The 25,114-nt window shown below is 67.7% G+C and carries 25 protein-coding genes and 1 pseudogene; 14 read left to right on the top strand and 12 right to left on the bottom strand.

The window, feature by feature from the left end:
- Window positions 1–16 precede the first annotated feature (16 nt).
- From AC1DRO_RS19560 to AC1DRO_RS19550, 3 genes are all read left to right on the top strand, one after another.
- Window positions 17–1,759, top strand: coding sequence for a dihydroxyacetone kinase family protein (locus AC1DRO_RS19560; RefSeq protein WP_476952092.1), 1,743 nt, complete (start codon window positions 17–19; stop codon window positions 1,757–1,759).
- A gap of 14 nt (window positions 1,760–1,773) precedes the next feature.
- Entirely contained in the window at window positions 1,774–2,238 is a 465-nt protein-coding gene (locus tag AC1DRO_RS19555; protein ID WP_476952113.1) for a ribose-5-phosphate isomerase, read from the top strand.
- 70 nt (window positions 2,239–2,308) lie between these two features.
- Entirely contained in the window at window positions 2,309–3,190 is an 882-nt protein-coding gene (locus AC1DRO_RS19550; RefSeq protein WP_476952091.1) for a cytochrome c oxidase assembly protein, read from the top strand.
- Between the two features lie 23 nt (window positions 3,191–3,213).
- Here the strand turns inward: AC1DRO_RS19550 and AC1DRO_RS19545 are convergent, their stop codons facing one another.
- From AC1DRO_RS19545 to AC1DRO_RS19530, 4 genes are all read right to left on the bottom strand, one after another.
- Window positions 3,214–4,335: a sulfite oxidase gene (locus tag AC1DRO_RS19545; protein ID WP_476952090.1), complete on the bottom strand. Its 1,122-nt coding sequence runs from the start codon at window positions 4,333–4,335 to the stop codon at window positions 3,214–3,216.
- A 162-nt stretch (window positions 4,336–4,497) separates the two neighbouring features.
- Window positions 4,498–5,352, bottom strand: coding sequence for an SDR family oxidoreductase (locus tag AC1DRO_RS19540; RefSeq protein WP_243178022.1), 855 nt, complete (start codon window positions 5,350–5,352; stop codon window positions 4,498–4,500).
- Between the two features lie 3 nt (window positions 5,353–5,355).
- A complete protein-coding gene (locus AC1DRO_RS19535; protein WP_476952089.1) occupies window positions 5,356–6,360 on the bottom strand; it encodes an aldo/keto reductase family protein in 1,005 nt (334 codons plus the stop codon).
- 40 nt (window positions 6,361–6,400) lie between these two features.
- Window positions 6,401–7,009: a hypothetical protein gene (locus tag AC1DRO_RS19530; protein ID WP_476952088.1), complete on the bottom strand. Its 609-nt coding sequence runs from the start codon at window positions 7,007–7,009 to the stop codon at window positions 6,401–6,403.
- A 291-nt stretch (window positions 7,010–7,300) separates the two neighbouring features.
- On the opposite strand from AC1DRO_RS19530, the gene AC1DRO_RS19525 reads away from it, so the two are divergent.
- Entirely contained in the window at window positions 7,301–7,717 is a 417-nt protein-coding gene (locus AC1DRO_RS19525) for a YchJ family protein (protein WP_476952112.1), read from the top strand.
- Window positions 7,718–7,743: 26 nt separating this feature from the next.
- Here AC1DRO_RS19525 and AC1DRO_RS19520 read toward each other — a convergent pair whose 3' ends face one another.
- From AC1DRO_RS19520 to AC1DRO_RS19505, 4 genes are all read right to left on the bottom strand, one after another.
- The gene (locus AC1DRO_RS19520) at window positions 7,744–8,526 is read right to left on the bottom strand and encodes a hypothetical protein (RefSeq protein ID WP_476952087.1); all 783 of its coding nucleotides are present in this window, start codon (window positions 8,524–8,526) and stop codon (window positions 7,744–7,746) included.
- Between the two features lie 116 nt (window positions 8,527–8,642).
- A complete protein-coding gene (locus AC1DRO_RS19515; protein ID WP_476952086.1) occupies window positions 8,643–10,679 on the bottom strand; it encodes an acyl-CoA dehydrogenase family protein in 2,037 nt (678 codons plus the stop codon).
- A 63-nt stretch (window positions 10,680–10,742) separates the two neighbouring features.
- Window positions 10,743–11,081 carry a hypothetical protein gene (locus AC1DRO_RS19510; protein WP_476952085.1) on the bottom strand — a complete coding sequence of 113 codons (339 nt, stop codon included), beginning with the start codon at window positions 11,079–11,081 and terminating at the stop codon, window positions 10,743–10,745.
- Window positions 11,082–11,285: 204 nt separating this feature from the next.
- Complete coding sequence (locus AC1DRO_RS19505) at window positions 11,286–11,666, bottom strand: PepSY domain-containing protein (protein WP_476952084.1); 381 nt, start codon at window positions 11,664–11,666, stop codon at window positions 11,286–11,288.
- 164 nt (window positions 11,667–11,830) lie between these two features.
- Here AC1DRO_RS19505 and AC1DRO_RS19500 point away from each other — a divergent pair, with 164 nt between their 5' ends.
- The 5 genes and pseudogenes from AC1DRO_RS19500 (at window position 11,831) to AC1DRO_RS19480 (ending at window position 19,027) form a co-directional block, all read left to right on the top strand.
- Complete coding sequence (locus tag AC1DRO_RS19500; protein ID WP_476952083.1) at window positions 11,831–13,303, top strand: DUF3375 family protein; 1,473 nt, start codon at window positions 11,831–11,833, stop codon at window positions 13,301–13,303.
- A gap of 2 nt (window positions 13,304–13,305) precedes the next feature.
- Complete coding sequence (locus AC1DRO_RS19495; protein WP_476952082.1) at window positions 13,306–14,274, top strand: DUF4194 domain-containing protein; 969 nt, start codon at window positions 13,306–13,308, stop codon at window positions 14,272–14,274.
- On the top strand, window positions 14,271–17,822 hold the full coding sequence (locus AC1DRO_RS19490; RefSeq protein WP_476952081.1) for an ATP-binding protein: 3,552 nt from the start codon (window positions 14,271–14,273) through the stop codon (window positions 17,820–17,822). Before AC1DRO_RS19495 ends, AC1DRO_RS19490 begins: the two co-directional genes overlap by 4 nt.
- Before the next feature lie 16 nt (window positions 17,823–17,838).
- A pseudogene (locus AC1DRO_RS19485) lies at window positions 17,839–17,943 on the top strand (SIP domain-containing protein); the annotation flags it as partial.
- A gap of 229 nt (window positions 17,944–18,172) precedes the next feature.
- Window positions 18,173–19,027, top strand: a complete 855-nt coding sequence (locus AC1DRO_RS19480) for an SGNH/GDSL hydrolase family protein (protein ID WP_476952080.1) — start codon at window positions 18,173–18,175, stop codon at window positions 19,025–19,027.
- A 10-nt stretch (window positions 19,028–19,037) separates the two neighbouring features.
- Here the strand turns inward: AC1DRO_RS19480 and AC1DRO_RS19475 are convergent, their stop codons facing one another.
- Window positions 19,038–19,325, bottom strand: coding sequence for a YciI family protein (locus AC1DRO_RS19475; protein WP_018776102.1), 288 nt, complete (start codon window positions 19,323–19,325; stop codon window positions 19,038–19,040).
- A 103-nt stretch (window positions 19,326–19,428) separates the two neighbouring features.
- Between AC1DRO_RS19475 and AC1DRO_RS19470 the strand changes: the two genes are divergently transcribed.
- Both AC1DRO_RS19470 and AC1DRO_RS19465 read left to right on the top strand, forming a co-directional pair.
- Window positions 19,429–19,908 carry a MarR family winged helix-turn-helix transcriptional regulator gene (locus AC1DRO_RS19470; protein ID WP_223915074.1) on the top strand — a complete coding sequence of 160 codons (480 nt, stop codon included), beginning with the start codon at window positions 19,429–19,431 and terminating at the stop codon, window positions 19,906–19,908.
- An 82-nt stretch (window positions 19,909–19,990) separates the two neighbouring features.
- A complete protein-coding gene (locus AC1DRO_RS19465; RefSeq protein WP_476952079.1) occupies window positions 19,991–20,752 on the top strand; it encodes an SGNH/GDSL hydrolase family protein in 762 nt (253 codons plus the stop codon).
- A 9-nt stretch (window positions 20,753–20,761) separates the two neighbouring features.
- Here the strand turns inward: AC1DRO_RS19465 and AC1DRO_RS19460 are convergent, their stop codons facing one another.
- Genes AC1DRO_RS19460 through AC1DRO_RS19450 form a run of 3 tightly spaced genes read right to left on the bottom strand, consistent with a single transcriptional unit; the run spans window position 20,762 to window position 23,527 of the window.
- Window positions 20,762–21,532, bottom strand: a complete 771-nt coding sequence (locus AC1DRO_RS19460; RefSeq protein ID WP_476952111.1) for an FAD:protein FMN transferase — start codon at window positions 21,530–21,532, stop codon at window positions 20,762–20,764.
- A 40-nt stretch (window positions 21,533–21,572) separates the two neighbouring features.
- Window positions 21,573–22,088, bottom strand: coding sequence for an FMN-binding protein (locus AC1DRO_RS19455; RefSeq protein ID WP_476952078.1), 516 nt, complete (start codon window positions 22,086–22,088; stop codon window positions 21,573–21,575).
- On the bottom strand, window positions 22,085–23,527 hold the full coding sequence (locus AC1DRO_RS19450; protein ID WP_476952077.1) for a ferredoxin reductase family protein: 1,443 nt from the start codon (window positions 23,525–23,527) through the stop codon (window positions 22,085–22,087). Before AC1DRO_RS19450 ends, AC1DRO_RS19455 begins: the two co-directional genes overlap by 4 nt.
- A gap of 505 nt (window positions 23,528–24,032) precedes the next feature.
- Here AC1DRO_RS19450 and rpmB point away from each other — a divergent pair.
- Genes rpmB through rpsN form a run of 3 tightly spaced genes read left to right on the top strand, consistent with a single transcriptional unit; the run spans window position 24,033 to window position 24,746 of the window.
- On the top strand, window positions 24,033–24,269 hold the full coding sequence (gene rpmB / locus AC1DRO_RS19445) for a 50S ribosomal protein L28 (protein WP_011693744.1): 237 nt from the start codon (window positions 24,033–24,035) through the stop codon (window positions 24,267–24,269).
- Entirely contained in the window at window positions 24,269–24,436 is a 168-nt protein-coding gene (gene rpmG, locus AC1DRO_RS19440) for a 50S ribosomal protein L33 (protein WP_003798558.1), read from the top strand. Before rpmB ends, rpmG begins: the two co-directional genes overlap by 1 nt.
- A gap of 4 nt (window positions 24,437–24,440) precedes the next feature.
- Window positions 24,441–24,746 carry a 30S ribosomal protein S14 gene (rpsN, locus tag AC1DRO_RS19435; protein ID WP_026266887.1) on the top strand — a complete coding sequence of 102 codons (306 nt, stop codon included), beginning with the start codon at window positions 24,441–24,443 and terminating at the stop codon, window positions 24,744–24,746.
- Window positions 24,747–25,114: the final 368 nt, after the last annotated feature.

The following is a 25,114-nucleotide window of genomic DNA, read 5'->3' as shown; positions in this document are numbered from 1 at the left end:
GCTGAAAGAGCCCACGATGACCAGAATATTTAACAACCCGTCCGATTTCGCCGAGGAAGCCCTCGCCGGCTTCTGCGACGTCCATGCGAACCTGGTGCGCCAGGTGCCCGGCGGCGCCGTCCGCCGGCACCGGCCCCGCCAACCGAAGGTGGCCGTGCTGGCCGGCGGCGGCTCGGGGCACTACCCGGCCTTCGCCGGGCTGATCGGCGCTGGACTGGCCGACGGCGCCGTCGTCGGGAATATCTTTACTTCGCCGTCGGCCCAGCAGGCGTACTCCGTGGCCAAGGCAGCGGATTCCGGGGCCGGGGTGGTCTTCACCTATGGCAATTACGCGGGCGACGTCATGAACTTCGGCATGGCCAGCGAACGGCTCGCCGCCGAGGGGATCGAAGTGGAGAACGTCCTGGTTACCGACGACGTCGCCAGCGCGCCGCCGTCGGAGTCGGAAAAACGGCGCGGCATTGCCGGTGATTTCACGGTCTTCAAGATCATGGGCGCGGCCGCCGAAGCCGGCGCCGACCTCGCCGAGGTGGTGCGCCTGGGCCGGAAGGCCAACGACCTGACCCGCACCATCGGCAGTGCCTTCCACGGCTGCACCTTCCCCGGCGCCGAGGCGCCGCTGTTCACCCTCGAGGACCGGCAGATGGGCCTCGGCCTGGGCATTCACGGCGAACCCGGCCTGTTCGACACGGATCTGACGCCCGCGAAGGAGCTGGGCCAGGAGTTCGTGTCCCGGCTGCTGGCCGAGACGCCGCATGGTGCGGGAGACCGCATCGCCGTCATTCTCAATGGACTCGGTTCCACTAAGCACGAAGAACTCTTCGTCCTCTGGCTCAGCGTCGCACCGCTGCTTCGCGCCGCCGGCTACACACTGGTGATGCCGGAAGTCGGCGAACTGGTCACAAGCCTGGATATGGCCGGTGTGTCCCTGACCGTGACGTGGCTCGATGACGAACTCGAGCCGCTCTGGACCGCTCCCGCCGAGACCCCCGCCTACCGGCGCGGGAATGCCGCGCTCCCCGGCGGCGAGGCGGACGAGACGACCCCGGCCGAGGACACCGAGGCGCCGGAAGCCTTCGCCGCGGCAGAAGCTTCACGCGACTATGCACAGCAGTGCGTTGCCGCCCTGGCGGCAGCCCGCGAGGCCATCCACGACGCCGAGAAGTTCCTTGGCGACCTCGATGCCATTGCCGGTGACGGAGACCACGGCCGGGGCATGGTCCGCGGGATTGATGCAGCAAGTGCCGCTGCGGCAGGCGCTGCGTCCCGCGGTGCCGGTGCCGGGGCCGCCCTGGGCGCCGCCGGCGATGCGTGGGCGGACAACGCCGGCGGCACCTCCGGGGTGCTGTGGGGCGCCGGCCTGCGGGCCTTTGGCGAGGCGCTCGGCAACCACCACGCACCCAGTGCAACCGAACTTGCGGCAGCGGTGGCAGCCTTTGCCGCCCGGATCACCGAGCTCGGCAAGGCCGACGTCGGCGACAAGACCATGGTGGACGCGCTGGTCCCGTTTGCCGAGACCTTCAGCCGGCTCACCAGCGCAGGGGCCGGGGCGGATGCCGGGTGGGCGGAAGCTGCGCGGGAGGCTGCCTCCGCGGCCCAGGCCACCGCGGCCCTGCGCCCGCTGAAGGGCCGGGCGCGGCCCCTGGCGGAAAAGAGCGTGGGCACACCCGACCCCGGAGCCACGTCCCTGGCGATGGTGTTCACTGTGTTCGGTCCGCACCTTGCCGGTGTGCGGCAGGCTGCAGGGGCACGCCCGTGAGCCCGGGAGCAGGGATCCGGCTCATTGTGGGTGCGGACGAAGCCGGAGTGGACTACAAAGACCAGATCCTGGCGGACCTCCGGACGGACGCGCGGGTGGCCGAGGTCATCGATATCGGCGTCAACCGCGGCGACGCCCCGGAGGAGTTCGCCAAGCCCTACCCGTACGTGGGCATCGCCGCGGGCGAATTGATCCGGGACGGGCAGGCGGACCGGGCCATCCTGTTCTGCGGCACGGGGATCGGGGTCGCCATTGCCGCCAACAAGGTGGACGGCATCCGGGCCGCGACCGCCCATGACTCCTTTAGCGTGGAGCGGTCCGTACTCTCCAACGACTGCCAGGTCCTCACGATGGGCCAGCGCGTGGTGGGACTGGAACTGGCACGGCGGCTCGCGCGGGAGTGGATCGGCTACACCTTCGATCCCTCGTCCGCCTCGGCGGACAAGGTCAAGGTGCTGACCGGCTACGAGGGATGCTGAGGCCTGCCCCGGGCCGCCCGGCCAGGCACGGGCCCGGCGTCTTCCAAGAAATGGTATCTATCATGGGCCCGTGCCGCCCCTTGATGTAGTCCTCACCGCCTGGCAGATCGACTGGGCCGCCGCCGCCCTGATCGGCGGCTCGGCGTTGCTGTATGCGCTGGGCCTGAGGGCCGCGGCGGCGCGCGGGCACCGCCATCCCGTGTGGCGGACGCTGGCGTTCTATCTTCTGGGCCTTGGGTCCCTGACAGTGCTGACGTGCGGGTTCCCTGGCGTCTACAGCGCGCAGCTCCGGTGGGCCTTCACGCTCAAGATTTCCCTGCTGCTCTTCGTGGTGCCGCTGCTGATCGGCCTGGGAAAACCCATCTCCCTCGCCCGTGCGGCCCTGCCGCCGCGCGGCGTCGGCCGGCTGAACAGGGCGCTCGCCCACAGTGCGGTGCGGTTGGCCGGCAACTCCATGGCCGCCCCGCTCCTGGGCCTTGCCCTCTTCTCCACTTTCCTGACTCCGGCGTTCTACACCCTCCGCACAGCCGCTTGGGCCGAGGCGCTCCTGACGGTCGGGGTCCCGCTGCTTGGCATGATGATGGCCCTGCCGATCATCGAGGACGCGGACTTCCGCCGCTCCAGCGCGTTCTTCATCATGGAGTTCGTGTTTGTTTTCATCGAGTTGCTGGTCGATGCCGTGCCCGGGATCCTGCTGCGCCTCAACGGCCAGGTGCTGGATCACGTCGCATCGACGCCGTCTGCGCTGGGCTGGTTCCCCAACGCCCTGCGTGACCAGCAGCTGGCGGGGGACGTCCTGTGGTTCATCTGCGAAATTGTCGACTTGCCCCTGATCATCCTGATGTTCATCCGCCTCTCCCGCAGCGACAAACGCGAGGCCCGCGGCTTTGACGAGCTCACGGATTCCCAGCTCGAGGAACTGAATGCGGAGCACCTGCGGCGCGGCCGCTAAGTCCCCGCGCCCCGGGTGGGGCGCTATGCCACGCTGACCTTGATCCGCTGCACCACATTGTTACCCATGCCCTGGTAGTTCCATTCCGGTTCCAGCGGCTGGACCGCGCCACTGGCATCCGTGGCACGGCAGGAGAGCTCGTGTTCGCCCGGATCGGCCACCCACGGCATCGACCACGCACACCACGCGAACGGCGCAGCCGGGGGCTCCAGATGGGCCGCGGCCCACTTTCCGTCGATCCCGACGTCGACGCGCTGCACGGCGCCCTGCCCGGACCAGGCCCGGCCGGTGAGCATCACCGGTCCCGGGGGCAGGATCCGGCTCCGGGTGAAGAAATCCGGGACACCCGGGGGCATCATGAGCGAGCGGACCTTGATCCAGGTGACCGGGATTCCGGGATCCTCGGCATCCTGCTGGTAGCGGTACGCCACCGCCTGCTGGAAACCGTCATAGGGCTTGGTCAGAACCTTGATCGAGGTCAGCCACTTCACGCTCGCCATGCCGTACCAGCCCGGCACCACAAGCCGCAGCGGATAGCCGTGCTGCGGCGGCAGGTCCGCGCCGTTCATCCGGTAGGCGAGCACGACGTCGGGACGCAGGGCCTCCTCGATCGGCAGGCTGCGCGCGAACTGCTGGGCGACGCCGCCCTGGCTGCCGGCGTCGGCCCCGGTGAAGAGCACCTCCACGGCGTCGTCCTCCACTCCGGCCCGCGTCAGCAGGTAGGCGAGCGGGACACCGGTCCACACGGCGGTCCCCACGCCCTCGAGTACCCACGGCTGGCTCAGCGGGCGGGGCCGCAGGAGGGACCGGCCGTTGCCGGCGCACTCCAAGGTGACCGGGAGGGTGATGCTCGGTGCCCGGAGCAACGCCCGCAGGCTCAGTTCGAAGGACCGCTGCACGGCGCCGCCGATCCACAGATGCCAGTGCTCGGCGTCGATGAACGGGATGTCGAAGTGCGTGAGCACGTAGTGCAGTCCGGGCGGTGTGGTGTCGCTCCGCAGGGCCTCGAGCGGCATGGAATGGTTCCGCACGGCGAGCTGGAGTTCCTCCGCCGTCAGCGGGCCGTGGCTCGGTTCGCCGGGATGCGCCCGGGGTTGTCCGGCCTGCCGGCGCGGACTTTTCAGGACAGAAGAGTGTCTGGACATTTGCTTTGGCATGGCATGCCGCGATTCTTTCCGGACCAGCCCGGTCCCGGTCCTGTGAAGGACCCGCCGGTTTAGTAGGTATCACCTGGTCTCAGGTCTACGCCGCAGCCCGGAAACCGTCAACACCGGGACGCACCGGTCCCGCCCCTTCCGGTCCAGGGGCTACAGCGTGTGCGCCTCGGCCAGGAACTGCGCCAGGCTCAGCGGTTCCCGGCCCGTCAGCTCATGCACCGCCGACGTCGGACCGGCGAGTTCGCCGGCGGCGATGGCCGTGTAGGTGCTCACCCAGGCGTCCACCTGCCATGGCGGGGCGCCGTAGGAGGCGCGGGACCCGTAGGCCTCCGCCAGGGTCTCGTTGTGGAAGGTGATGGCCCGGTCGGTTCCGGCGGTCAGGAGTTCGGCGGCGCGGGCCAGCGAGATGTCTTCCGGGCCGGTCAGGTCATAGGTCCGTCCCACATGCAGGGACGGGTCCCGCAGCACGGTGACGGCCGATCGGGCAATGTCTGACCGCGCCACGGCAGCCATGACGCCGTCTCCGGCGGGGCCGCGGATCACGCCGTCCTCGCCGGCCAGCAGCGGCAGGAAGTCCAGGTAGAAGTTGTCCCGCAGGAACGTGTAGTCCATGCCGGAGGCCTTGATGCGCTCCTCCGTCGCGAAGTGGTCCCGGCCCAGCGTGAACGTGGAGTCCGGCGCCGCGCCGAAGAACGAGGTGTACACGATGTGCTGGACGCCCGCTGCGGCCGCGGCATCGACGAAGGCATAGTGCTGCTGCAGCCGGTCCTCGGCCTCGGCTGCGGAGACCATGAACAACGTTTTCGCCCCGGAAAGCGCCGTCTTCGTCCGCTCCGGCTCGGCGTAGGTGGTGACGAAGGGGACGGCGCCTTCGAGCTCAGGTGCCCGGGCAGCGTCCCGCACCAGGAGCCGTTGCTGGCTGCCGGCCTGGGACAGCTGCCTGGCCACCAGGGCGCCCAGCTGGCCGGTGGACCCGGTGACGGCAAGCTCGGGAGCGTTGGTCATGGCCTAGGCCTCGCGGGAGGCGGGCGACTTGGTCTGCGCGGGGTCGCGTTCGGCCAGTGAGCCGATGACGGCGTCGATCTTGTCCATGATCACCGCGTCCAGCTTCACGCCGGCTGCCGCGACGTTCTTCTCGATCTGCTCCGGCCGGGACGCGCCCATGATCGCGGAGGCCACGTTCTTGTTCTGCAGCACCCAGGCGATGCTGAGCTGCGCCATGGTCAGCCCGGCCTCCTCCGCGATCGGCTTGAGCTGCTGGACGCCGGTGAGGACCTCGTCGGACATCCAGCGCTCGATCATCCGCGAGCCGCCCTTGGAGTCCGTGGCGCGGCTGCCCTCAGGGGCAGGCTTGCCGGGGTGGTACTTGCCGCTCAGCACGCCCTGGGCAATCGGGGACCAGACAATCTGGGACAGGCCCAGTTCTTCCGACGCCGGAATCACCTCGGCCTCGATCACCCTCCACAGCATGGAGTACTGAGGCTGGTTGGAGATCAGTTGGAAGCCCAGTTCCTTGGCGAGGGCATGGCCGTCGCGGATCTGGTTGGCCGTCCACTCGCTGACCCCGATGTACAGGGCCTTGCCCTGCCGCACGATGTCCGCGAAGGCCTGCATGGTCTCTTCCAGCGGCGTCTCGTAGTCGTAGCGGTGGGCCTGGTAGAGGTCCACGTAGTCGGTCTGCAGCCGGGTGAGGGAGCCGTTGATGGATTCCATGATGTGCTTGCGGGACAGGCCAAGATCGTTGTGGCCCTTGGGCCCGGTGGGGCCGAAGACCTTCGTGAAGATTTCCAGCGATTCGCGGCGCTCGTCCTTCAAGGCTGCTCCGAGGACCGTCTCCGCCGCTGTGTTGGCGTACACGTCGGCCGTGTCGAAGGTGCTGATACCGGCGTCGAGCGCGGCCCGGACGCACTGGGTGGCGACGTCGTTCTCCACTTGGGAGCCATGGGTCAGCCAGTTGCCAAACGTGATTTCTGAAATCTTGAAGCCGCTGTTTCCGAGGTATCTGAATTCCATGGGTTCCAACGTAGCGGACTTGCCTGCCCGGGGTAAGGGCTCAGCCGGCCTTGCGTTCCTGGACCGGCTGTTTGGCCTTCCCGGCCGGCGGAGTGCCACGCAGCGCCACGAGCGATCCGGTGTCCAGCAGGGACTTCGCTGCGGGCATGGGCGGCTTTTTGAACGCCCGCGGGACGGCGCCAAGTGTTCCATTGGTGTCTGTGGCCGACTGCACGAGGGCAGAGACTTCCGTGATGTCCTGTGCCGGTGCCAGGGGGTCGGGCAGGTCCCGGACGGTGACCCGGACGGCGGGTCCGGCCTCGGCCCTGGCCCTCGCGGCGGCGCGGGCATCTGCCCGGGCCACGGCGGCCGCCCACCCCGGGGACAGCGCGGGTTCCTTTTTGGCTGCATTCCGGGCGGGGCGTGCGGGCTTCACGGCCTTGGCCGGCCGGTGCGGCGCCGGCTCTTCCGCAGCCCCATTTTCCCGTGATACCGGGGTTCCGCGGACGAGCCCGGCGACGGCCAGGACAACGACTGCCGCCAGCCGGCCGATCCCTGCGAGCACGAGGGTGGCGGCGAAGACCAGGAAGAGGCCGAGGAACATGAAGAACGCCACGCCGAGGGTCCCGAAAAAAGTCAGGTTCAGCGCAATGGTCGTTGGATCTTCCATGTCACCTCTCCTTGCCGGCCTGCTTCAGCGTGGTCCCTGCCGCAAGCACGCGGCGGGCAGGAGCCCCCTTAACAATACGTACTTTTCGCTGGCCCCGTGCCGCCCGCGGCAGTCGTGGCGAATATGTGTCAAAGCCGTTATCCGCGGGGCGGGGCACGGGCCCCGCCGGCCGGGCGTCTATAGTCGGAGACAGCCTCGCCGGCGTCGTCCGGCCCGCCGGAAGGACATCTTGTGACGCACGCCGCAGCAGCCGATTCCGAGCCCGCCGGAGCATCCGGCACGGACCGGTCCGTGAGTATTCCGGAAGCGGCATATTCCGCGTCGTATGAGGGGAACTGCCCGTGCCTGTCGGGCGAGGCGTATGTGCACTGCTGCGGCCGGTTCCATCGCGGGGACGCCGAGGCGCCAACGGCGGAGCAGCTCATGCGCTCCCGGTACAGCGCCTTCGTGGTCCGGGACGCGGGGTACCTGCTCCGGACCTGGCACCCGGACACTCGGCCCGCTGAGCTGGAGTTTGACTCCGGCATGCAGTGGCGACGCCTGGACATCCTCTCCACCAGCCGCGGCGGCCCGCTTGACAGCGAAGGCACGGTGGAATTCGCGGCACACTACCGGCACGAGGGCGAACGGGGCTTGCACCGCGAAAGCAGCCGCTTTGTGCGGGTGGACCGGCGCTGGTACTACGTAGATGGCGTCGTTGCCGGCTGAGCCTTCCGGGGCTGACGCCGTTGCGGCTAGGGGCGCCCGGCTGAGTTGTCTCCGGCTGAGTTGTCCCTGACGGTCTGGTTCTCAACCGTTGCTGCCGGGCTGAAGCCGGCCCGGTCCACCCTGCGGTGGAAACGCATTCCCGCGAGGCCGCCCAGCACTGCGCCCACCAAAGCCACCGCGGCCACGACGATCGCCGCGATGATGCTCAGGGTGTTCAATTCGCCCTCGTTGATCGGGATCCGCGGGAAGCTGTTCAGGCTGGCCAGGATGTTGAAGCGCTGCCCGGCGACCAGGCCCAGCACGGCGACGACGATCGCGGCGATCAGGGCCCAGATCCAGACCATGAAGCCCTGCCTGGCGCCGTTGAAGCGGGCCATCCGCCCGGCGACGTATCCGCCGCAGTAGTAGGCGCCCAGGAGGATCACGAGCAGCACGATGATGCCTGTCAGCCCGACCGTCTGGTTGCTGGAGGCCTGGTCGACGGCGTCATTCACATCGGTGTTGGTGGCCAGTCCGACGGCGGTACCGCCGGCAGCGACCAGCGCGGTGAGCAGCACGGCCGTGCCCGTGGCCGTCAGCCAGCCGAAGAATGCCGAGCCGACTTTGATGCCGCCGAACTCTTCCTTCTCGCGGGCCACGACCGTCTCGCGCGTGGGGATCTCGTCCACGACGGTGTCGTGAACAGTTTCGCGGACCGGTGCGTCGCGGACGGGGTCGTCGTGGCGGACTGCTGTCACCGGACGGGTTGTGGCGTCGTCCTGCGCGGCGTGGCGTGTTGTCTTGTCGTCGGGGCCTGCGGTGCTGCTCATGAGGGCTGCTCACTTTCGCTGAATGACCGGGCACCCTGGAGGTGCCGGTCTGGCGTCAACCTAACCACGGCGGAATCCGGTTAGCAAGGATGCTTACTATCCGTGGCGGCGGCCCGTCAGCGGTACTTGCGGTGCAAGTCCTCCCGGACGGAGGCACGCCGGCTGGCGTCCGCGATCCACGGACCGGTCCCTTCGGACTGGTCGAGGATCCCGGCCTCCAGCCAGGTGTAGTCCCCGGCCAGTGTCTTGCGGGCCAGGGCATGGTCGGCGTCGTCGGTGTTCCGCCACAGCCGGTCGAAATATTCGTCGACGCGAACGCGGGCCTGTTCGCAGTACGCCTCGGCGAGTTCGTACGCGGAAGCGCCGCGTTCCGGCTGCGTCCGCAGCAGCATCTCGGCGCGCGAACAGCAGGCGGCCATGGCAAACAGCTCCGCACCGATGTCCACGATCCGGCCCAGGAACGCCTGCTTGTGCTCAAGTTTGGCCTGCCACCGGCCCATCCCGTAGAAGGTCTGCCGGGCCAGGCGCCGGGAGGAACGCTCCACGTAGCGCAGCTGTTTCGCGAGCCGGCCGAAGTCGCTGTAGGAGCGCGGGTCCATGCCGGCGCCGGCCACGAGTTTGGGCAGCCACTTCGCGTAGAAGCCGGAGGCTCCGACGGCGGCCTTCGCCTTGTCGGAGAGGCGGGCGTCCTCCGAGGCGAGGTCTCCCGCGGCCGCCAGGTGCGCGTCCACGGCTTCACGGGCGATCAGCAGCCTCATGATTTCCGAGGATCCCTCGAAGATCCGGTTGATTCTCATGTCGCGGAGCTGCTGTTCCGCGGCGACGGCGCGCTCGCCGCGGGCTTCGAGGGAGTCCGCCGTTTCAAAGCCCCGGCCGCCGCGGATCTGCACGAGCTCGTCCGCGATGAGGCAGCTGATCTCCGTGGACCACAGCTTGGCCAGGGCCGCCTCGATCCGGATGTCTTTCTGCCCGGCGTCGGCCATTTCCGCGGAGAGTTCAAACACGGCGTCCAGGGCGAAGGCGCTGGCGGCGATGAAGGCGATTTTCTTGCCCACTGCCTCATGCTGGCCGATCGGCCGGCCCCACTGGGTGCGGGCGTCGGACCATTCGCGGGCGATCTTCAGGCTCCACCGGCCGGTGGCGACGCACAGCGCGGGGATGGAGAGCCGGCCCGTGTTCAGCGTGGTGAGGGCGATCTTCAGGCCCTGGCCTTCCCGGCCCAGCCGGTTGGCGGCCGGGACCCTGACCTGGTGGAAGCGGGTGACCCCGTTTTCGATCCCGCGGAGCCCCATGAAGGTGTTGCGGTTTTCCACGGTAATGCCGGGGGTGTCCATTTCGACCACGAACGCGCTGATGCCGCCTTTGTGGGCGGTCCCGTCCGCATCGGTGTGCGGCGGCACGAGGGCCATGACCACGACGAGCTCGGCGATAACACCGTTGGTGGTCCAGAGCTTGACGCCGTCCAGGAGGTACGACTCGCCGTCGCCGGAGAGGACGGCAGTGCTGCCCATCCGGGCGGGGTCGCTGCCGACGTCGGGCTCGGTGAGCAGGAAAGCGGTGACGGCGCCGGCGGCGCAGCGGGGCAGGTATTCACGCTTCTGGGCCGGAGTGCCAAAGACCTTGACGGGCTCCGGGACGCCGATCGACTGGTGCGCGGAGAGCAGGGCGCCGAGGCTTGGGTGCACCGAGCCCAGCAGGGCCAGGGCGCGGCCGTAATACACGAGCGTGAGGCCCAGACCGCCGTATTCGCGGGGAATCTTCATTCCGAACACACCGAGCTCCGCGAGCCCCTTGAGATAGTCGTCCGGGATCCGGTCGTCGCGTTCGATGGTGCGCCCGGACATCGTGCGGCAGTAGGCGGCCAGCCGGGCCATGAACGCCTCGCCGCGTTCGACGTCGTCGGCGGGAGCCTCGGGCCACGGGTGAATCAGCGACAAATCGAAGCTGCCAAGGTAGAGGCCCTTCGCGAAGCTGGGCTGGGTCCAGCTGGTTTCGCGGGCGGCCTCGGCAATGGCGCGGGCGTCGGCGGCCGTCGCGTCGGGGCCGACGTGCTCAGGGGCCCCGGCGGCCGCCGGAATTGGAATGCCTGATGTTGGAGAATCTGACGCTGGAGTACCGGGTGTGGTGGCGGGGTCTTCGATGGCGGAGCTCACGGGGCATCTCCTCTAACCGGGTGACCGGCTTGAGCCCTGGATCCGCCGCGGGTGGAGGACCCTTCAGCTGTCCCGCAATACTACTCGCGGGTAAGTGCCTGTGCCAGGGGAGGCCTGGCCCGGAAAGTCGGACCGGAAGTCCGTGCCGAAGTCGACCTGGAAATCGGCGGGCATCTCCACCGTTGAGGCGTGGTGGACCAGCCGGTCCCAACCGTGGTTGATGCCGTGGACCAGGCCCACCAGCGCGCCGGCCACGAGGTACCAGGCGAGCCGGCCGACACCGACCAAAACCATGGCCGCGAACGCGGACATCATCATGAAGGCGCCGATCATCACGGCAAACACGAGGGTTCCAATGACCACCATCGTGCCGGTTTCCACTGCGCTTAGGTCGAACTGCATTCTTCCCCCTGCACCATTGCTCCGGTTGAACCAGTAGCCCGAGCGTAGGGTGCCGTGGGCGTGCTGAACTAGGGTCCTTTGGACATTGGCGGCCTCTTGATACGGGATCGAAATGCTACCGGGGCGTAGGTCACGGCGGTGTTGCGGCCCCCTCACCGATCGCGGGGGTCGCACCTCTTGTCAGTGCCGGGAGGCTGCCCGGTGTCAGTCTTCGTCGTGTTCAGGGGCGCTCTGGCTCATGACCTGGAAGTCCGCGCCGAGGGCGACTTCGACCTGGGACCCGTCGTTGAGGCGTACCTCGACCTCGTAGGCCGCGCCGGAGTCGTCATCCCGCTCCACTTCGGTGACGCTGCCCTGGCCCACCTTCGCCAACGCGGCCTGGGTTGCCATGGCACGGTCGGCGTCACTGAGCGCCGGTCCATCGGAATCGTCACCGATCTCAAAGTTCCCGATCCTGGCGGTGAGGGTGCCCGCACTTCCGGACCAGACATCCCTGGCCTGGGTGGCCCCGACCGCAATTGACGCTCCCCCCAGCACCACCGCTGCAGAGGCCGCCCCGGTGATCCAGATCATTCTCTTGCGCATGATCGTCTCCCTTCGGCTGGTCATTCCAGTGTGCGCCGACATAGGGGAGCAGACAACGATAAATGCGGACGGGGCCCTGCGTTAACCTTGTAGCTGGCAGTTTTTCGAATCCGCTGCCCCGCAACGCCACCCCAATCCATCCCCTGGCAGCCGAAGGAGAGCGCGTGTCCCGTTCCGCCGTGTCATCAGCCGACGCCATCAGCACCCGGCTCCGGGACCTTGAGCTCCTTACCAAGGGACCTGCCTGGGCGCTGACGCGTTCGGCGCCTTGGGTGATCGCCGTGCTACAGGCTTCCTTCACCCGCACGCGCGCGCAGCTGCCGCTGGAACAGTTCCACGCCGACGTCGACGCCTTCCTCGAGCAGCTTCGTCGGCAGGCCCCCGGCACGGGAGAGCAGCACGGCGGCTCGGCCAACGGCACACTTTCCGGAAAGAAATACGCGGACGAATGGACCCGCAAGAACTTCCTGACCCGCCGGAACCAGTCGGGCCAGATCGTTTACGAAGTCACGGAGCCTGCTGCCCGCGTCCTGGCTTTCCTGGACAGCCTCTCCAGTGAGCGGTCCACGCTGAACGGCTCCCGGCTCGGCACACTGCTGGGCGACGTCGAGAAGCTCGCCAACGAGACCAATCCGGACCAGAGCGCACGCATTGAATCCCTCGAAGAGGAGATCGACGAGCGCCGCCAGCTGATGGAAGACATCAGCTCCGGCGATTTCGACGGGCTGCTCGACGACGACGAGGCCGTGGAGGCGGCAGGCAACATCCTCGATCTTGCGGCCAGCCTGCCCGCGGACTACAAGAAGATGCGTGACCGGATCGAAGAGCTCGTGGGGGAGCTGCGCAACCAGATCATCGAGGAATCGCTCAGCAAGGGCGCCACCATGGCCCAGGTGCTCGAGGCCGACAAGCGGCTGCGGCAGAGCCCCGAAGGCCGGACGTTCCGCTCCTTCACCGCGTTCCTGGAGGACCCGCAACAGCAGTTGAGGTTCCGGTCGGCGATCGGCGAAGTCCTGAGCCGGCAGTTCGCGGACGAGCTCAGCCACGATGAACGCGAGACGCTGAAGAACCTTGTGGCGGAACTCCGCACCCAGCACAGCCAGATCCAGCGGATCTACGGCAAGCTCAGCGAGAGCCTCAACACCTACGTCCAAAGTGACGACTTCCGGCAGTCGGTCCGGCTCCGGAAGGTCCTGCGCGAGGCTGAGCAGGCGATCCGCACCCTGCCGTACGAGCGCGAACGGCCCGGCCTTGTCCGCGGCCCGGTGCTGTTCAGCGCCGGTTTCGAGTCCCTGGCCATGGTCAAGCTCTTCGACCCTGACGAATTCGCGGCTCCACCCAAGCTGGCCGACCCCATCGCGTTCTCCGACTCGGACCGGGCGCGCTCGCCCCGGACCGCCAAGGCCAAGCCGGAGGCCATCCGCGCCGCGCTCGCGGGGGCCTCAACCCTCACCGAGGCCTGGGCGCAGCTGCCGGCAGAGGAACGCCACATCAACTCCATCCGGGCCCTGTTGTCGCAGACCCTCCATGAAGGCGCCGGCTTCGACCGGGGGACCTGGGGACCCATCGAATTCGAACAAATCGACGGCACCACCCGCACCGCTTACCTGCCCGTCGTCACGCTCGCGAAGGATTGACCATGACTGAAGAGACTGTGACCGAGACCCTGACCGAGACCCTGACCGAGACCGCGACCGAGGCTGTGACCGAGACCGCGGCGGCGGACCTGCAGTCCGCGCCCGAGTCTTTGCCCGCGGACAGCGATGGCGCCCACGTCCGCAGCGACCCCTTCACCGTCACCCCCCGGGACACGTTCGTCGACGGCGCCGCGCTCTTCCCGGGCGACACCGGCGTGCTGCCCATGAAGGTGCGGCAGGCGCTCGTGAAGCTGCTCAAAGGCCCCTACATCGACGGCGGCCGCGACGAAAAACTGTGGACCACGCTCCTGGACAACCGGCTGATCCTGCGCAGCCGCCTCTCCGAACTCTTCCTGACGCTGCAACTGGACCACGAGCGCAAGGTCGCCGTCCTGCGCCCGGTTGACCCCGAGGCGATCGGCGGCAGTACGCGGTCCAGTATCCTGCGCCAGCAGCGTGCCCTGAGTCGGGTCGAGACCATCGTCCTGCTCCGCCTGCGCCTGCTCCTGGACCGGCACGTCACCGCCCAGACGGACCCGACGATCACGCGCGAGGAAATCGCCGAACTCGTCGCCCACTACCAGCCCACCGGCCAGCAGGACGCCCTGCGCGATGCCGACGTCGTCAATCGCGCTATCACCAAGCTCCTGGCCCGTCAGCTCCTGCTCGCCACGGGCCTGGACGAGGTCTACACCATCTCCAACGCCCTCCCGCTGGCCCTGCCGTTCGAAAACATCGGCGACATCCCGGCCCAAATCGAAGCCCTGGTGGCAGCCAGCACAGACCAGTCGGGAACGGAGCCGCTCCTGGAGCTCGACACCGACACCTCGGCAAACGCGGAGGACGACCCGGACGACGACGCCGATGCCGCCACCGTCGGTGACCCGACCAGCGACGACGGCGATGCCGCCCCGGGAGCGGCATCGCCGTCGTCGCCCGACGCAACCACGAACACGGAGACCAACAAGTGAGCATCGCAACCATGCTGCCGATGGGCGAGCTCACCAACCCCGGCCAGATGCGCCTGGCCCTGGTCCAGGTGGTCAACTGGGGCACATTCCATGGCGCCCACACGATGCACGTGGACCGCAACGGCACGCTGCTGACCGGCAATTCGGGCGTCGGAAAGTCCACGCTGTTCGATGCCATGCTTCGGGTCTTCGACGCCCGTCCCCGCTCCAACGAAGCGGCGGCACAGCGGGCAGGCGGCGCCGTCGAGGACAAGCGCACCACGTTCACGTACATGCGCGGCAAGGTAGGCGACAAGGCCGTGGGGGAGGGCTCGGCGAGTGCGTTCCAGCGCCCCGGCGCGACCTGGTCCGCCGTCGCGCTGACGTTCGACAACGCGGCCGGCACGCGGGTGACGGTTTCGGCGCTTTTCGACCTGCCCAAGAACGGCACGGAATCCAGCGTCGGCCGGTACTACGTGATCGACAACAAGCCGCTGGACCTCGCGGCGATCGAGGGCATCGCGGAGAAGCGGTTCACCAAGTCGGCGCTGGACGCGATCTTCCCGGACGCCCAGATCTTCGACGTCCACAAGGCCTTCGCCGAACGATTCCGCCGTCTCCTCGGCATCAACTCGGATCAGGCCCTTCCGCTGCTGCGCGTCATCCAGGCCGGCAAGGGACTCGGCGGCAGCGTCAACACCTTCTTCCGCGACCAGGTCCTCGATGCCCCTGCCACGCTGGCCGCGGCGGATGACGTCGTCGAGGAATTCAGCAACCTCATGTCCATCCGGCAGCGCCTCGAGGACGTCCGGCAGCAGCGCGACCAGCTGGCCCCCGTCCCCGGGCTGAACAAGGAATACGCGCAGGCGCTCCTGGACGCGAACCGGCTGCGGGACCTAACAGGTGAGGAATTCGAGGCCTACAAGCAGCAGCTCGCGGTCACAATCCACGAGAAGACCCTGGCCCGGCTGAAGGAGCTGGCCCAGGCGAAGGCCACGGGCCTGGCCGCCGAACGCGCTGTCCGTGACGGCTTCGCCAAGGAACTGCGCCAGCTGGAGGGCGAGTACAACAACCAGGGCGGCAACGCGATTTCCGCGATCGAGCAGTCCCTGGAGAACGCCCGGGTGGGACTCAAGCTCCGGCAGGAAGTCGAGGCATCGACCCGCAAGGCGCTGACCGACGCCGGGCTGGAACTGCAGTGGTCGGCCGCCGGCTGGGATCAGGCCCACGAGCACGCCGCGGCACGCTCGGCTGAGCTCCAGGACGATTCCGAAGCGCTCAAGGAACTGCGCTTCGAGGCCTTTGATGGCCACGCCACCCGGAAGCGCGAACTCGCCGCGGCCCAGCAGGAGCTCGTCTCGCTGAAGACGCGCAAATCGTTGCTGCCGCCGTCGAGCATTGAAAACCGGAGCGCCATTGCCGCTGCCACGGGCGTGCCCGAGGAGCAGATGCCCTTCGGCGGCGAGCTGATCGACCTTGCCGAAGGCCAGGAACACTGGCGCCCGGCTGCTGAGCGCGCGCTGCGGAGCCTGGCCACTACGCTGCTGGTCCCGGGCGAGCACTTCGCGGCAGTCACCCGTTACCTCAACGACCATTCCGTGCGCGGAGCGCTGCGTGCCGTGGACGTCTCCCGGCCCCTGGCCGGCGGTGCGCTGGCCGTCGAGGACGTGGCCGATCGCGACCTGCTGACCAAGCTCAGTTTCCTCACCGATGCCGGGCTGCCCGCCGGGCCACACGCCCAGGCGCTTGCGCAGTCCAGCGCCTGGCTCCGCGAACGGATTGCCCTCGACTTCGCCTACCCGTGTGTGGAAAACCCGGACGAGCTCGCCGGCCTGGACAAGGGCCTGAGCCTGGGCGGTGTGGTCAAGCGCAACCGCCACACGGTGGAAAAGGATGACCGCTTCACGTCCCGCCAGGACTACGTCCTCGGGTTCGACAATGCCGCCAAGCTCGAACTGGTGGCGGCCCAGGTTGAGGACCTGCAGCAGGAGCTGGCCAAAGCCGCCGAGCTGGCGCAAAGCCGGGAAGAGTCGCACCAGGGCATGACCCGGCAGCTTGAAGCCTTGCGCCGGGTGGCCGAGGACCACCGGCCCTGGGAACAGGTCTCGGCTGCCGTGGCCGGCGAGGAGCTCGCCCGGATCGAGCAGCGCCTCAAGGACGCCCTCGCCGCACAGGCCGACCTCGAACCGCTTCGCGCCAGCATCGAAGCCGCGCGGCACAAGCACCAGTCCAGCACCGAATCCGCGGCCGTGCTGCAAAGCGAGTACAAGGCCCTCGATGCGCGCATGACCGCCGCTGGTGCGCTGCTCGATGCCGCACGCACCCGGCTGGCGCAGGCACCGCCGTCGGACGCCGGCGTCGCCGCGCTGGAACCGTACTTCACCGGCTTCGGTGACGTCCTGGAGATGCACGAACTAGACAACCTCGCCAACCAGGTCCGCACCAGGCTCCTGGCCGAACTGCACGTCGCCGAGTCCCGCGGGCAGGCCACCTCGGAGCGCCTCACCCGCATTTTCGAGGGCTTCGTCCGGGAGTGGGGCACGGCGATTTCCGCGGACCACGGCACCTCGATCGGCGCCGCGGGGGAGTTCGAATCCCGCTACCACGCGATTGTCAGCGACGGGCTGCCCGCCCAGGAGGCCGAGTTCCGGCAGTTCTTCAACCAGCGGACGCACGAATCCTTTTCCACCCTGCTGCACCTGCTCGACGAGGAGCGCCGCGCCATCACGAGCCGCATCCTGCCGCTGAACGGGATCCTGTCCGAGGTCAACTTCCACGAGGGCAGCTTCCTGGAACTCGACATCAAGCAGACGCTGCCGGCGACGGCGAAGCAGTTCAAGGACGCCATCCAGAACGCGCTCAAGGTCCGGCACACCCGGCCCGGCAAGACCGTTACTGCAGCGTCCGCTGCAACGTCCGCTGCAACGTCCGCCGCTGCGTCCGGGGCGGAGAGGGACGACGACGCCGAGCTCACCACCCGCTATAAGTCACTCGAAACGCTCGTGAAGCGGCTCGGCTCGCAGACCCCAGAGGACCGCCGCTGGCGGGCCGAAGTGCTGGACGTCCGCGGCCACCTGTTCATCCAGTGCAAGGAACACCGCGAAGTCCAGGGTGCCGGTTCCAAGGGCGCCGGTGCCAAGGGGGCGGCGAAGGGCGCGAAGAAGACCGAGGTCTACATGCACGCGGACACCGGCTCCATGTCCGGTGGCGAGCGGCAGCGCTTCACCGCGTTCATCATGGCGGCGGCGCTGAGCTACCAGCTGGGCATCGCCGAGCAGGGGTTCACCACGTACGGCACTGTCATGATGGACGAGGCGTTCGTGCTCGCCTCGGAGGAATTCGCCGGCGCGGGCATCAAGGCGCTGCATGAGTTCGGCTTCCAGCTCCTGCTGGCCGCGCCGGAGAACGTCATCGACCTCTCCCGGCACCTCGGCTCGGTGACGGAGATCCTCCGGGACAAGCGCACCAACCGTTCCGGCGTCCTGACGGCTCCGGTGATTGCCGCACGTCCGGGCACGGAGGGCACCTGGCGCTCCGAGGCGAACCCCGTGGACATCGTCCTGCGCTGACCGCGCTCCATTCCAGGGCGACGCGGGCACCGTCAAGGAGCTGCGCCGGTACCTTGTGCGAGACGTGGGGATCGACCGGAACCAGGTCGCGTTCAGGGGGTACTGGCGGCAGGGGAAAGCCCGGGCACCAAGCGACGCTCCCGCAGGTCCTGCGGTTCTCGCCCCGACGCTCCCGCAGGTCCTGCCCGACTTGCGGCCGCAACCGCTGCTTTGTGCGGTCTTGGGGGTGGGTCACCTTCGGTGCGTCCCACCTGTCATAAACGAGACTCGTCAGTTGCGACGCGGGGCCGGTCACCTTGGGTTAACTCTCCCTTTCCCTGGCAGCTTTTTGCGGGGGTTAGTTTGGACGGATGGGTTCAGTTCCTTTGCTTCCGGATCGAGGCGGGCGGCGGGTCTTTGTTGCCTTGGGGGATTCCTTCACCGAGGGTGTGGGGGACTACGATTCCCGCTTCCCCAATGGCGTGCGGGGCTGGGCAGACCGGGTTGCGGAGAAGCTGGCCAAGGCGCAGCCGGGGTGGGAGTACGCCAATTTGGCCATCCGCAGCAAACGGCTGCGCCACATAGCCGGCGAACAGCTCGGTCCCGCAGTGGCCATGGAGCCGACCCTCGTCACGCTCTACGCGGGCGGCAACGACATCCTGGATTTCGGCACGGACATCGGGGCCCTCATGCGGGACTACGAGTCCCTGGTGGCTGCGCTCGCAGACACGGGGGCAACGCTGGTGCTCTTCACCGGCTTCGACGTCAAGGTCTCCGCGCTGCTGGAGCCGCTGAAGAAACGTAACGCCTTCTATAACCGGCGCGTCCGCGAGATCGCCGGCCGCTACGGCGCGGTGCTGGTGGACTACTGGTGCTTCGACGCCTTCCATGACCCGCGGATGTGGGATTCGGACCGGCTGCATATGTCCAAGGCAGGCCACAAATACCTCGCCTCACAGGTCCTGGACCACCTCGGCGTGCCGCACAAGATCAAACCCAGGGAATGGGAACCGCCCGTGAAACCGGGCCTGCGGGAGTGGGAACGCCGGCAGCGCCGCTGGGTCCGCGACTGGGTATTGCCATTGTTCGGGCGGAAGCTCCGGGGCGTAACCCTCGGCGATCAGCTCCGGCCGCGCTGGCCCGAACCCGTGCGGGTCCCGCGCAAGGGCGGCCTGAAGAAACTGCTGCACGACCAGCGCGCCATCGGCCAGTCCGGCGCCGGGTAGCCGCCGGGACTCAGCTGTCCAGCAGGTTTTCGTAGCCCGGAGCCACCCTGTTGGCGTGGAATTCCATGACCTCGAATTCAGCCACACCATTGACGTAGAACGGGTCCTTGGCCAGTGCGGCGTCAAGGCTGGCCCGGTCCGCGTTCGAGAGCAACAGACCGCCGGTGCGGGGGATTTTGCGCCCCGCGACCATGAAGACGCCGTCGTCGAAGGCTGCCTGCAGCCACGTCACGTGCGCCGGAAGATGGAACTCCACAATGTCCTCGGGGACTTTGTATGTCAGGGAGACTACGTACATGCGGCCAGCCTACCGGTAGCTGGCCACGGACAGGCGGGAAGTTTTCCGGAATTGCCTCGGCTGAAGTTGAATCGTCAAGCTTCCAGTCTCCTAGAATGTAGCCATGACCGAACCCCGCTGGCTCAACGCCGACGAACGCCGGGCCTGGCTTGCCCAGCTCAGCATCAACACCATGCTGCCGGCCGCCCTGGACACCCAGCTCCACGCCGCGGGCAAGCTTTCCCTGTTCGACTACAACGTGCTGGCGATGCTTTCCGAGGCCGAAGGGCGCTTCCTGCCCATGAGTGAGCTCGCCGCGCGCACCAGCGCCTCCCTGTCCCGGCTCTCGCATGTGGTCACCAAGCTGCAGAACCGCGGCTGGCTGGAGCGCAGGCCGCACCCCGGCGACGCCCGCGTGACCACGGCCCACCTGACCGATGCCGGGATGCAGACGATTGTGAAACTCGCCCCGGGGCATGTTGAGGCGGTCCGCTCACTGTTCCTCGACGCCCTGAGCCCCGAGGACGTCGCGGACCTGGCCCGGATCGGCGAAAAGATCGTGGCCCGACTCGACGACGACCACTGGATCCTGCGCGACATCTAAGCGCGACAGCCGAAGGCGCCGCAGTCCGACGTCGGACATCCCCGTCTTTGTTGCTCACGGCAACTGCTGGCAGACTGGATCCATGGATTTCACGTCCCGCTATGTAGCCCTTGGAGACTCTTTTACGGAAGGCGTCGGCGACGACGACCCTACCCGGCCCAACGGCGTCCGGGGCTGGGCGGACCGGGTGGCAGAGGGGCTTGGCGCCGCCGATCCCGGCTTCGGGTACGCGAATCTTGCCATCCGCGGCCGGAAACTCCGCCAGATCCTGGCCGAACAGGTCGATGCCGCCGTCGCCCTCGATCCCACCCTGGTCAGCATCTACGCTGGCGCCAACGACATCCTCCGGCCCAAGGTCGACATCGATGACCTGCTGGCCGAATACGATGCCGGGATCCGCAAGCTCACGGCCACCGGCGCCACCGTGGTGATGTTCACCGGCTTCGACGCGCGGGGCTCCAAGATTTTCGGCACCATGCGCGGCCGTACGGCCATCTACAACGAACTGGTTCGCGGCATCGCCGGGGACCACGGGGCCCTGCTGGTCGACTACTGGCGTTTCAGCGAGTACTACGACTGGGGCATGTGGGCCACAGACCGGATGCACATGTCTGCCGCCGGCCACGCGAACATGGCCAAGCGCGTCCTCACGGTGCTGGCACACGAGCACTCGATTGACGTCCCGCCCATGACGCCGGTTCCCGAGCTGAGCCGGGTGGACGCCCTCCGAGCGAATGCCCGGTGGGTCCGCGAATTCGCCGGCCCGTGGGTTGTCCGGCGCGTCACCGGCAAGTCGTCCGGCGACGGCCTGGAGCCGAAGTACGGCCAGCTGACCCACCTCTAGAACGGCACCCTAGGCGCGGAACCCACGCGTCGCGAGCAGCTCCCCGTTGCGGCGGACCGCGAGGACGTCGATCTCCCAACCGTCCGTGGCCCGGTGCAGCATCGCGGTCCCGCCGGCCACGATCGCCGTCGCGAGCACATCGGCGGTGACAATGTCCGTCGCGGCCACGGAAACCTGGGCGAACCCGGCGCCGGAGGAGCCCGCTGCCCGGCTTCCGGTTCCCGCAGCCCAGATGTGGTCACCGCGCTCCGCCGAGCCCGACGTCGCAAGGGCGCACCGGGTGCCAGGCCCGCCCAGCTCGTAGGCGGCAAGCAGCGCTGAGCGGTCCATCGGGTCAACGACGCCGGCCGCCCACGCGGTTCCGCTGCCCGGCACGGGCGAGCCCATCACCAGTACGTCGCCGCCGGCATTCAGGCACCAGTCGGTGATCCCGCGGCTGCGCAATGCCTCACCGGCCTGCCCGATCGCGTAGCCCTTGATAAGCCCCGAAAGGTCCAGCACGCCGTCGGGCCGTTCCGGGGAGAACGCGCCCTCCGTCCTGAGCCGCCAGCTGAGCGCCTCCGCGTAGCGGTCCCGCATCGCGGCGGATGAGTCCCGCAGGGAAAGCTCCCCGCGCGCCAGCCGGCTAGCCTCGGAGTCGGGACGGTACAGGCTGAACGTTTCGTCCAACCCGGCAAAGACGCGCTCGACGGCGGCGCTTGCGGCGTCGAGCCCGCCCTCCCCGCCCGCAGTTCCCGGAACGGCCCCCGCTGGAACGGTCAGGCTGATGACGGTGCCCATCGAGCCAAACGTCCTGGCCTGCAGGGCAGAGCCGCCCAGCTCAGAGGTTGGCTGCATCGAGGGCCGCCTGCAGGGAGTTCAAGTACGCATCGGAAGTCACCGTGGCACCACTGATGGTCTGCACGTCCGCGGACTGGGCCTGGAGCACCTCGTCGCGCAGGAGCGGGGCCGCCCGGTTGCTGATCTGCACGGACTTGCGTTCAGCATCGGTCAGCTGGAGCGCCGTGACGTCGGTGATCTTCCCGGCCTGCACGGTGATCTGCACCTGGACGGAGCCGAAGCGGGTCTGGACGACCGAGCCAGGGTACGTCCCTACGGCCTTGGCCGAGGCCCCTGTGGTGCCCGCCCCCGACGCGCCGGACGAAGCTGTTGAGTCGGACGTCCCGCTGGAGCTGGACGTTCCGCTTGAGCCGGACGAACCCGTGGCCCCCGTGGTCCCGGCCGCCGCGCTTGCGACGGAGCTGCCGGTATCGGCTACATGGGCGCCGGACTGCCAGCCGGCGATGAGGATGCCGGCGGAGGCCAGGGCGGCTGAAACTGCTGCGCGGGTTCTCACCAGTCGAACCTTTCGTAGTGGATTTGGTCTTCCCTGACGCCAGCTGCGCGGGCGTCTTCAAGCACGTTGTGTGCCCAGGCGGAGGGGCCGCAGACATACACATCGGCGTCGGCGATCTTCGGGTCATAACTGGCAAGCCGGTGGCCGGCACGGGCCGCGTGCTCCGGAAGCCAGGTCTGGATGCCGGCCGGGCGGGAGCCGGTCAAGTGGAAGAGCGTGGCGCCGCGGCGCCGGCAGAGATCGAGGATCTCCTCGCCCAGGTAGAGCTCGGATTCACTGTGGCCGCGGAGAATGACAGTGGCGTTGCCGGGCTGGAATGGCGTGCTCTCCAGCAGGGCACGAACCGGCGTGATGCCAATTCCGGCTCCCACCATGACCATATGGTTGCGGCTCCGCGCGGACGTGCTGAACAGTCCGTACGGTCCCTCCACTGCCACTTTGGTGCCGGGCTTCAGCGACGCCAGCTGGGATGACCCCTTGCCCAGGTTGCGGACAGTGATCCTCAGCGTGCCCTGGCCGGCGGCGTCGAAGTGGACGGGTTCGGCGGACAGGCTGAACGGATGCGGATGCCACCACAGGCCCGGAGCCAGGAACCGCCAGATAAAGAACCGGCCGCCACTGCCCGCCAGTTCGTCCAGTCGAAGGCCGGACATTTCAATGCTGACCACTCCGGGGGCCACCCGCACCACACGCTTGACGGTCAACTGGTGCCTGAATGTTGCCGCCACAGGCTGGACCACCCGGTAGTAGAGGAGTGCGGCGCCGGTCGCGATGCAGAGGGCCAGCCAGTACCAGCGCTGCCAGGTTCCCTCGGCAAAGAGACCGCCCACACTGAACTGGTGGGGGAGCGAGGTCAGGACGGCCGCGTACGTCAGGAGGTGGACGGCGTACCAGAATTCGTAAGGGAACCGACGTCGGACGGCCACCAGGGAGGTGATGACGACGGCGATGAACAGGAGCACGGAAATGTAGGCCAGCCACATGTCAGGCACAAGGACCCAGAGGGCAACCGACTCGCTGACGGGGTCCAGCCCTTCCGCCATGCCGTAGCCGATCGCAATGAGGACTCCGTGCGCCAGCAGCAGATACAGGGCCGGTTTGCCCAGCTTGCGGTGCAACTCAAGGGCACGGTCGTGGCCGACTGTCTGGTCGATGAGTGGGATTCGGGCCGCCAGCAGCAGCATGAGAAGCACCAGGTCCATGCCGGCGAGGCCGGCCACAATCCCCAGCGCGGTGAAGGAACCGGCTGGAGTCGAGAAGCCGGCCATTCCGCCGTCGGCCAGCCACAAGGCGGCCGCGCCGGCCAGCGACGCCCAGAAAAGGACCGTCAGCAGATCCGCTCTTAGCAACCGCCGGCGGTACTGCGCCCTGAAGGGGTTCACAGCGCCATCGGAGCTGCGGCGAATCCCGGGACGGTTCGTCAGAAGTTGTGTGTTCATGGATCCAGAATTGCCCCGCTGCCTTTCATTTCCCTGTGAAAAGCCTTCGTCGGGCATATGACCTGGGACGGCACCGGCCCCACGCCTGCACTGGCTGTGGGGCACTGCCCCATACACCATTCAGCGACGGATTGGTCTTTAAATCGCCGAACTCGTAGACTTGGTAGGCGCTAGGTGGCGCGGAGCGTGCGCAATTGCTCCGGTTGGCAGGACCCGTCTGAAACATCGACGGTCCTGGAGGCCGGTAGTTAGGGGCTCAAGTTGCGCGCATTCCTGTATTCGCCCAGCATCCCGGCACTTCGCAATGACGGTCCAACAGACCGCCGGCGCCAGGTGCCCGTGGCCCACAATCTTCGCCGCAGTGAGGAACCAGACGGTTTGTGCCGTCTGCCTGAATCCCGCGGACAACGACGGTTGGGGGAGGGAGCCGGATGCGGACGCCGCCCAACGCACGGTCAACGGGAACTCCGTTAGCCGTTTCATATATTTTTTGAGGAGAGTCGTCATGGCAGCACACTGCCAGGTGACCGGAGCCGAGCCGGGCTTTGGACACAGCATTTCGCACTCGCACCGTCGCAACAAGCGCCGGTTCGACCCGAACATCCAGAAGAAGCGCTACTGGGTTCCGTCCCTGCGCCGCAATGTCACCCTGCAGGTCTCTGCGCGTGGCATCAAGACCATCGACGTACGCGGCATTGACGTAGTCGTCGCCGCCATCCTGGCACGAGGAGTGAAGCTCTAATGGCAAAGGATAAGGACGTACGTCCGATCATCAAGCTGAAGTCGACCGCGGGCACGGGCTACACCTACGTGACGCGCAAGAACCGTCGTAACGACCCGGACCGTCTGGTCCTGAAGAAGTACGACCCCAAAATCCGCCAGCACGTCGAATTCCGAGAGGAGCGCTAAACACATGGCTAAGAAGTCAATGATCGCTAAGAACGAACAGCGTAAAGTCATCGTCGAGCGTTACGCTGCAAAGCGCCTCGAACTGAAGAAGGCTCTGGTTGATCCCAACTCAACCGACGAAGTACGCGAAGCTGCCCGCCTCGGCCTGCAGAAGCTGCCCCGCAACGCCTCACCGGTACGTCTGCGTAACCGCGACATCATCGATGGCCGTCCGCGCGGTACCTTCCAGAAGTTCGGCATCTCCCGTGTTCGCTTCCGCGACATGGCTCACCGCGGTGAGCTCCCGGGCATCACGAAGTCTTCCTGGTAATTCAGTACACCTGAAGCCAGTGGCTTGAAGAAGGGCCGGCAACCATTTGGTTGCCGGCCCTTCTCGCGTTTAAGGCCTTGGCAGTTCACGCCCCCCACTGTTCCGTGCCGCGGTGACGCACCACACAGTGCGGGTTTACGGCGCCGGCGGGCCTGGTTGGGTGGTTTTGGGTTGTGGTGGCGGGGTTTTTGGGTGGTGGGGTGGGTGTGGGGGGTGGAGTTGCGGTGGGGGCGTGGTGGGTGTATTGTTTTCTAAGTCGCCGCGAGGGAGACCAGCGGAAATGCTGGGAACCGGAGGCGGCCAATCCCCTAAATTTCAAGACCGGATCTGGTCGGCGTTTTGTGCGCTCCGGGTTCGGGTGGGGCGGG

The sequence above is a fragment of the Arthrobacter sp. P4_F11 genome (assembly GCF_056401395.1).
Note: the sequence above shows the minus strand (reverse complement) of the source record. Positions and strands in the feature narration are given on the sequence as shown.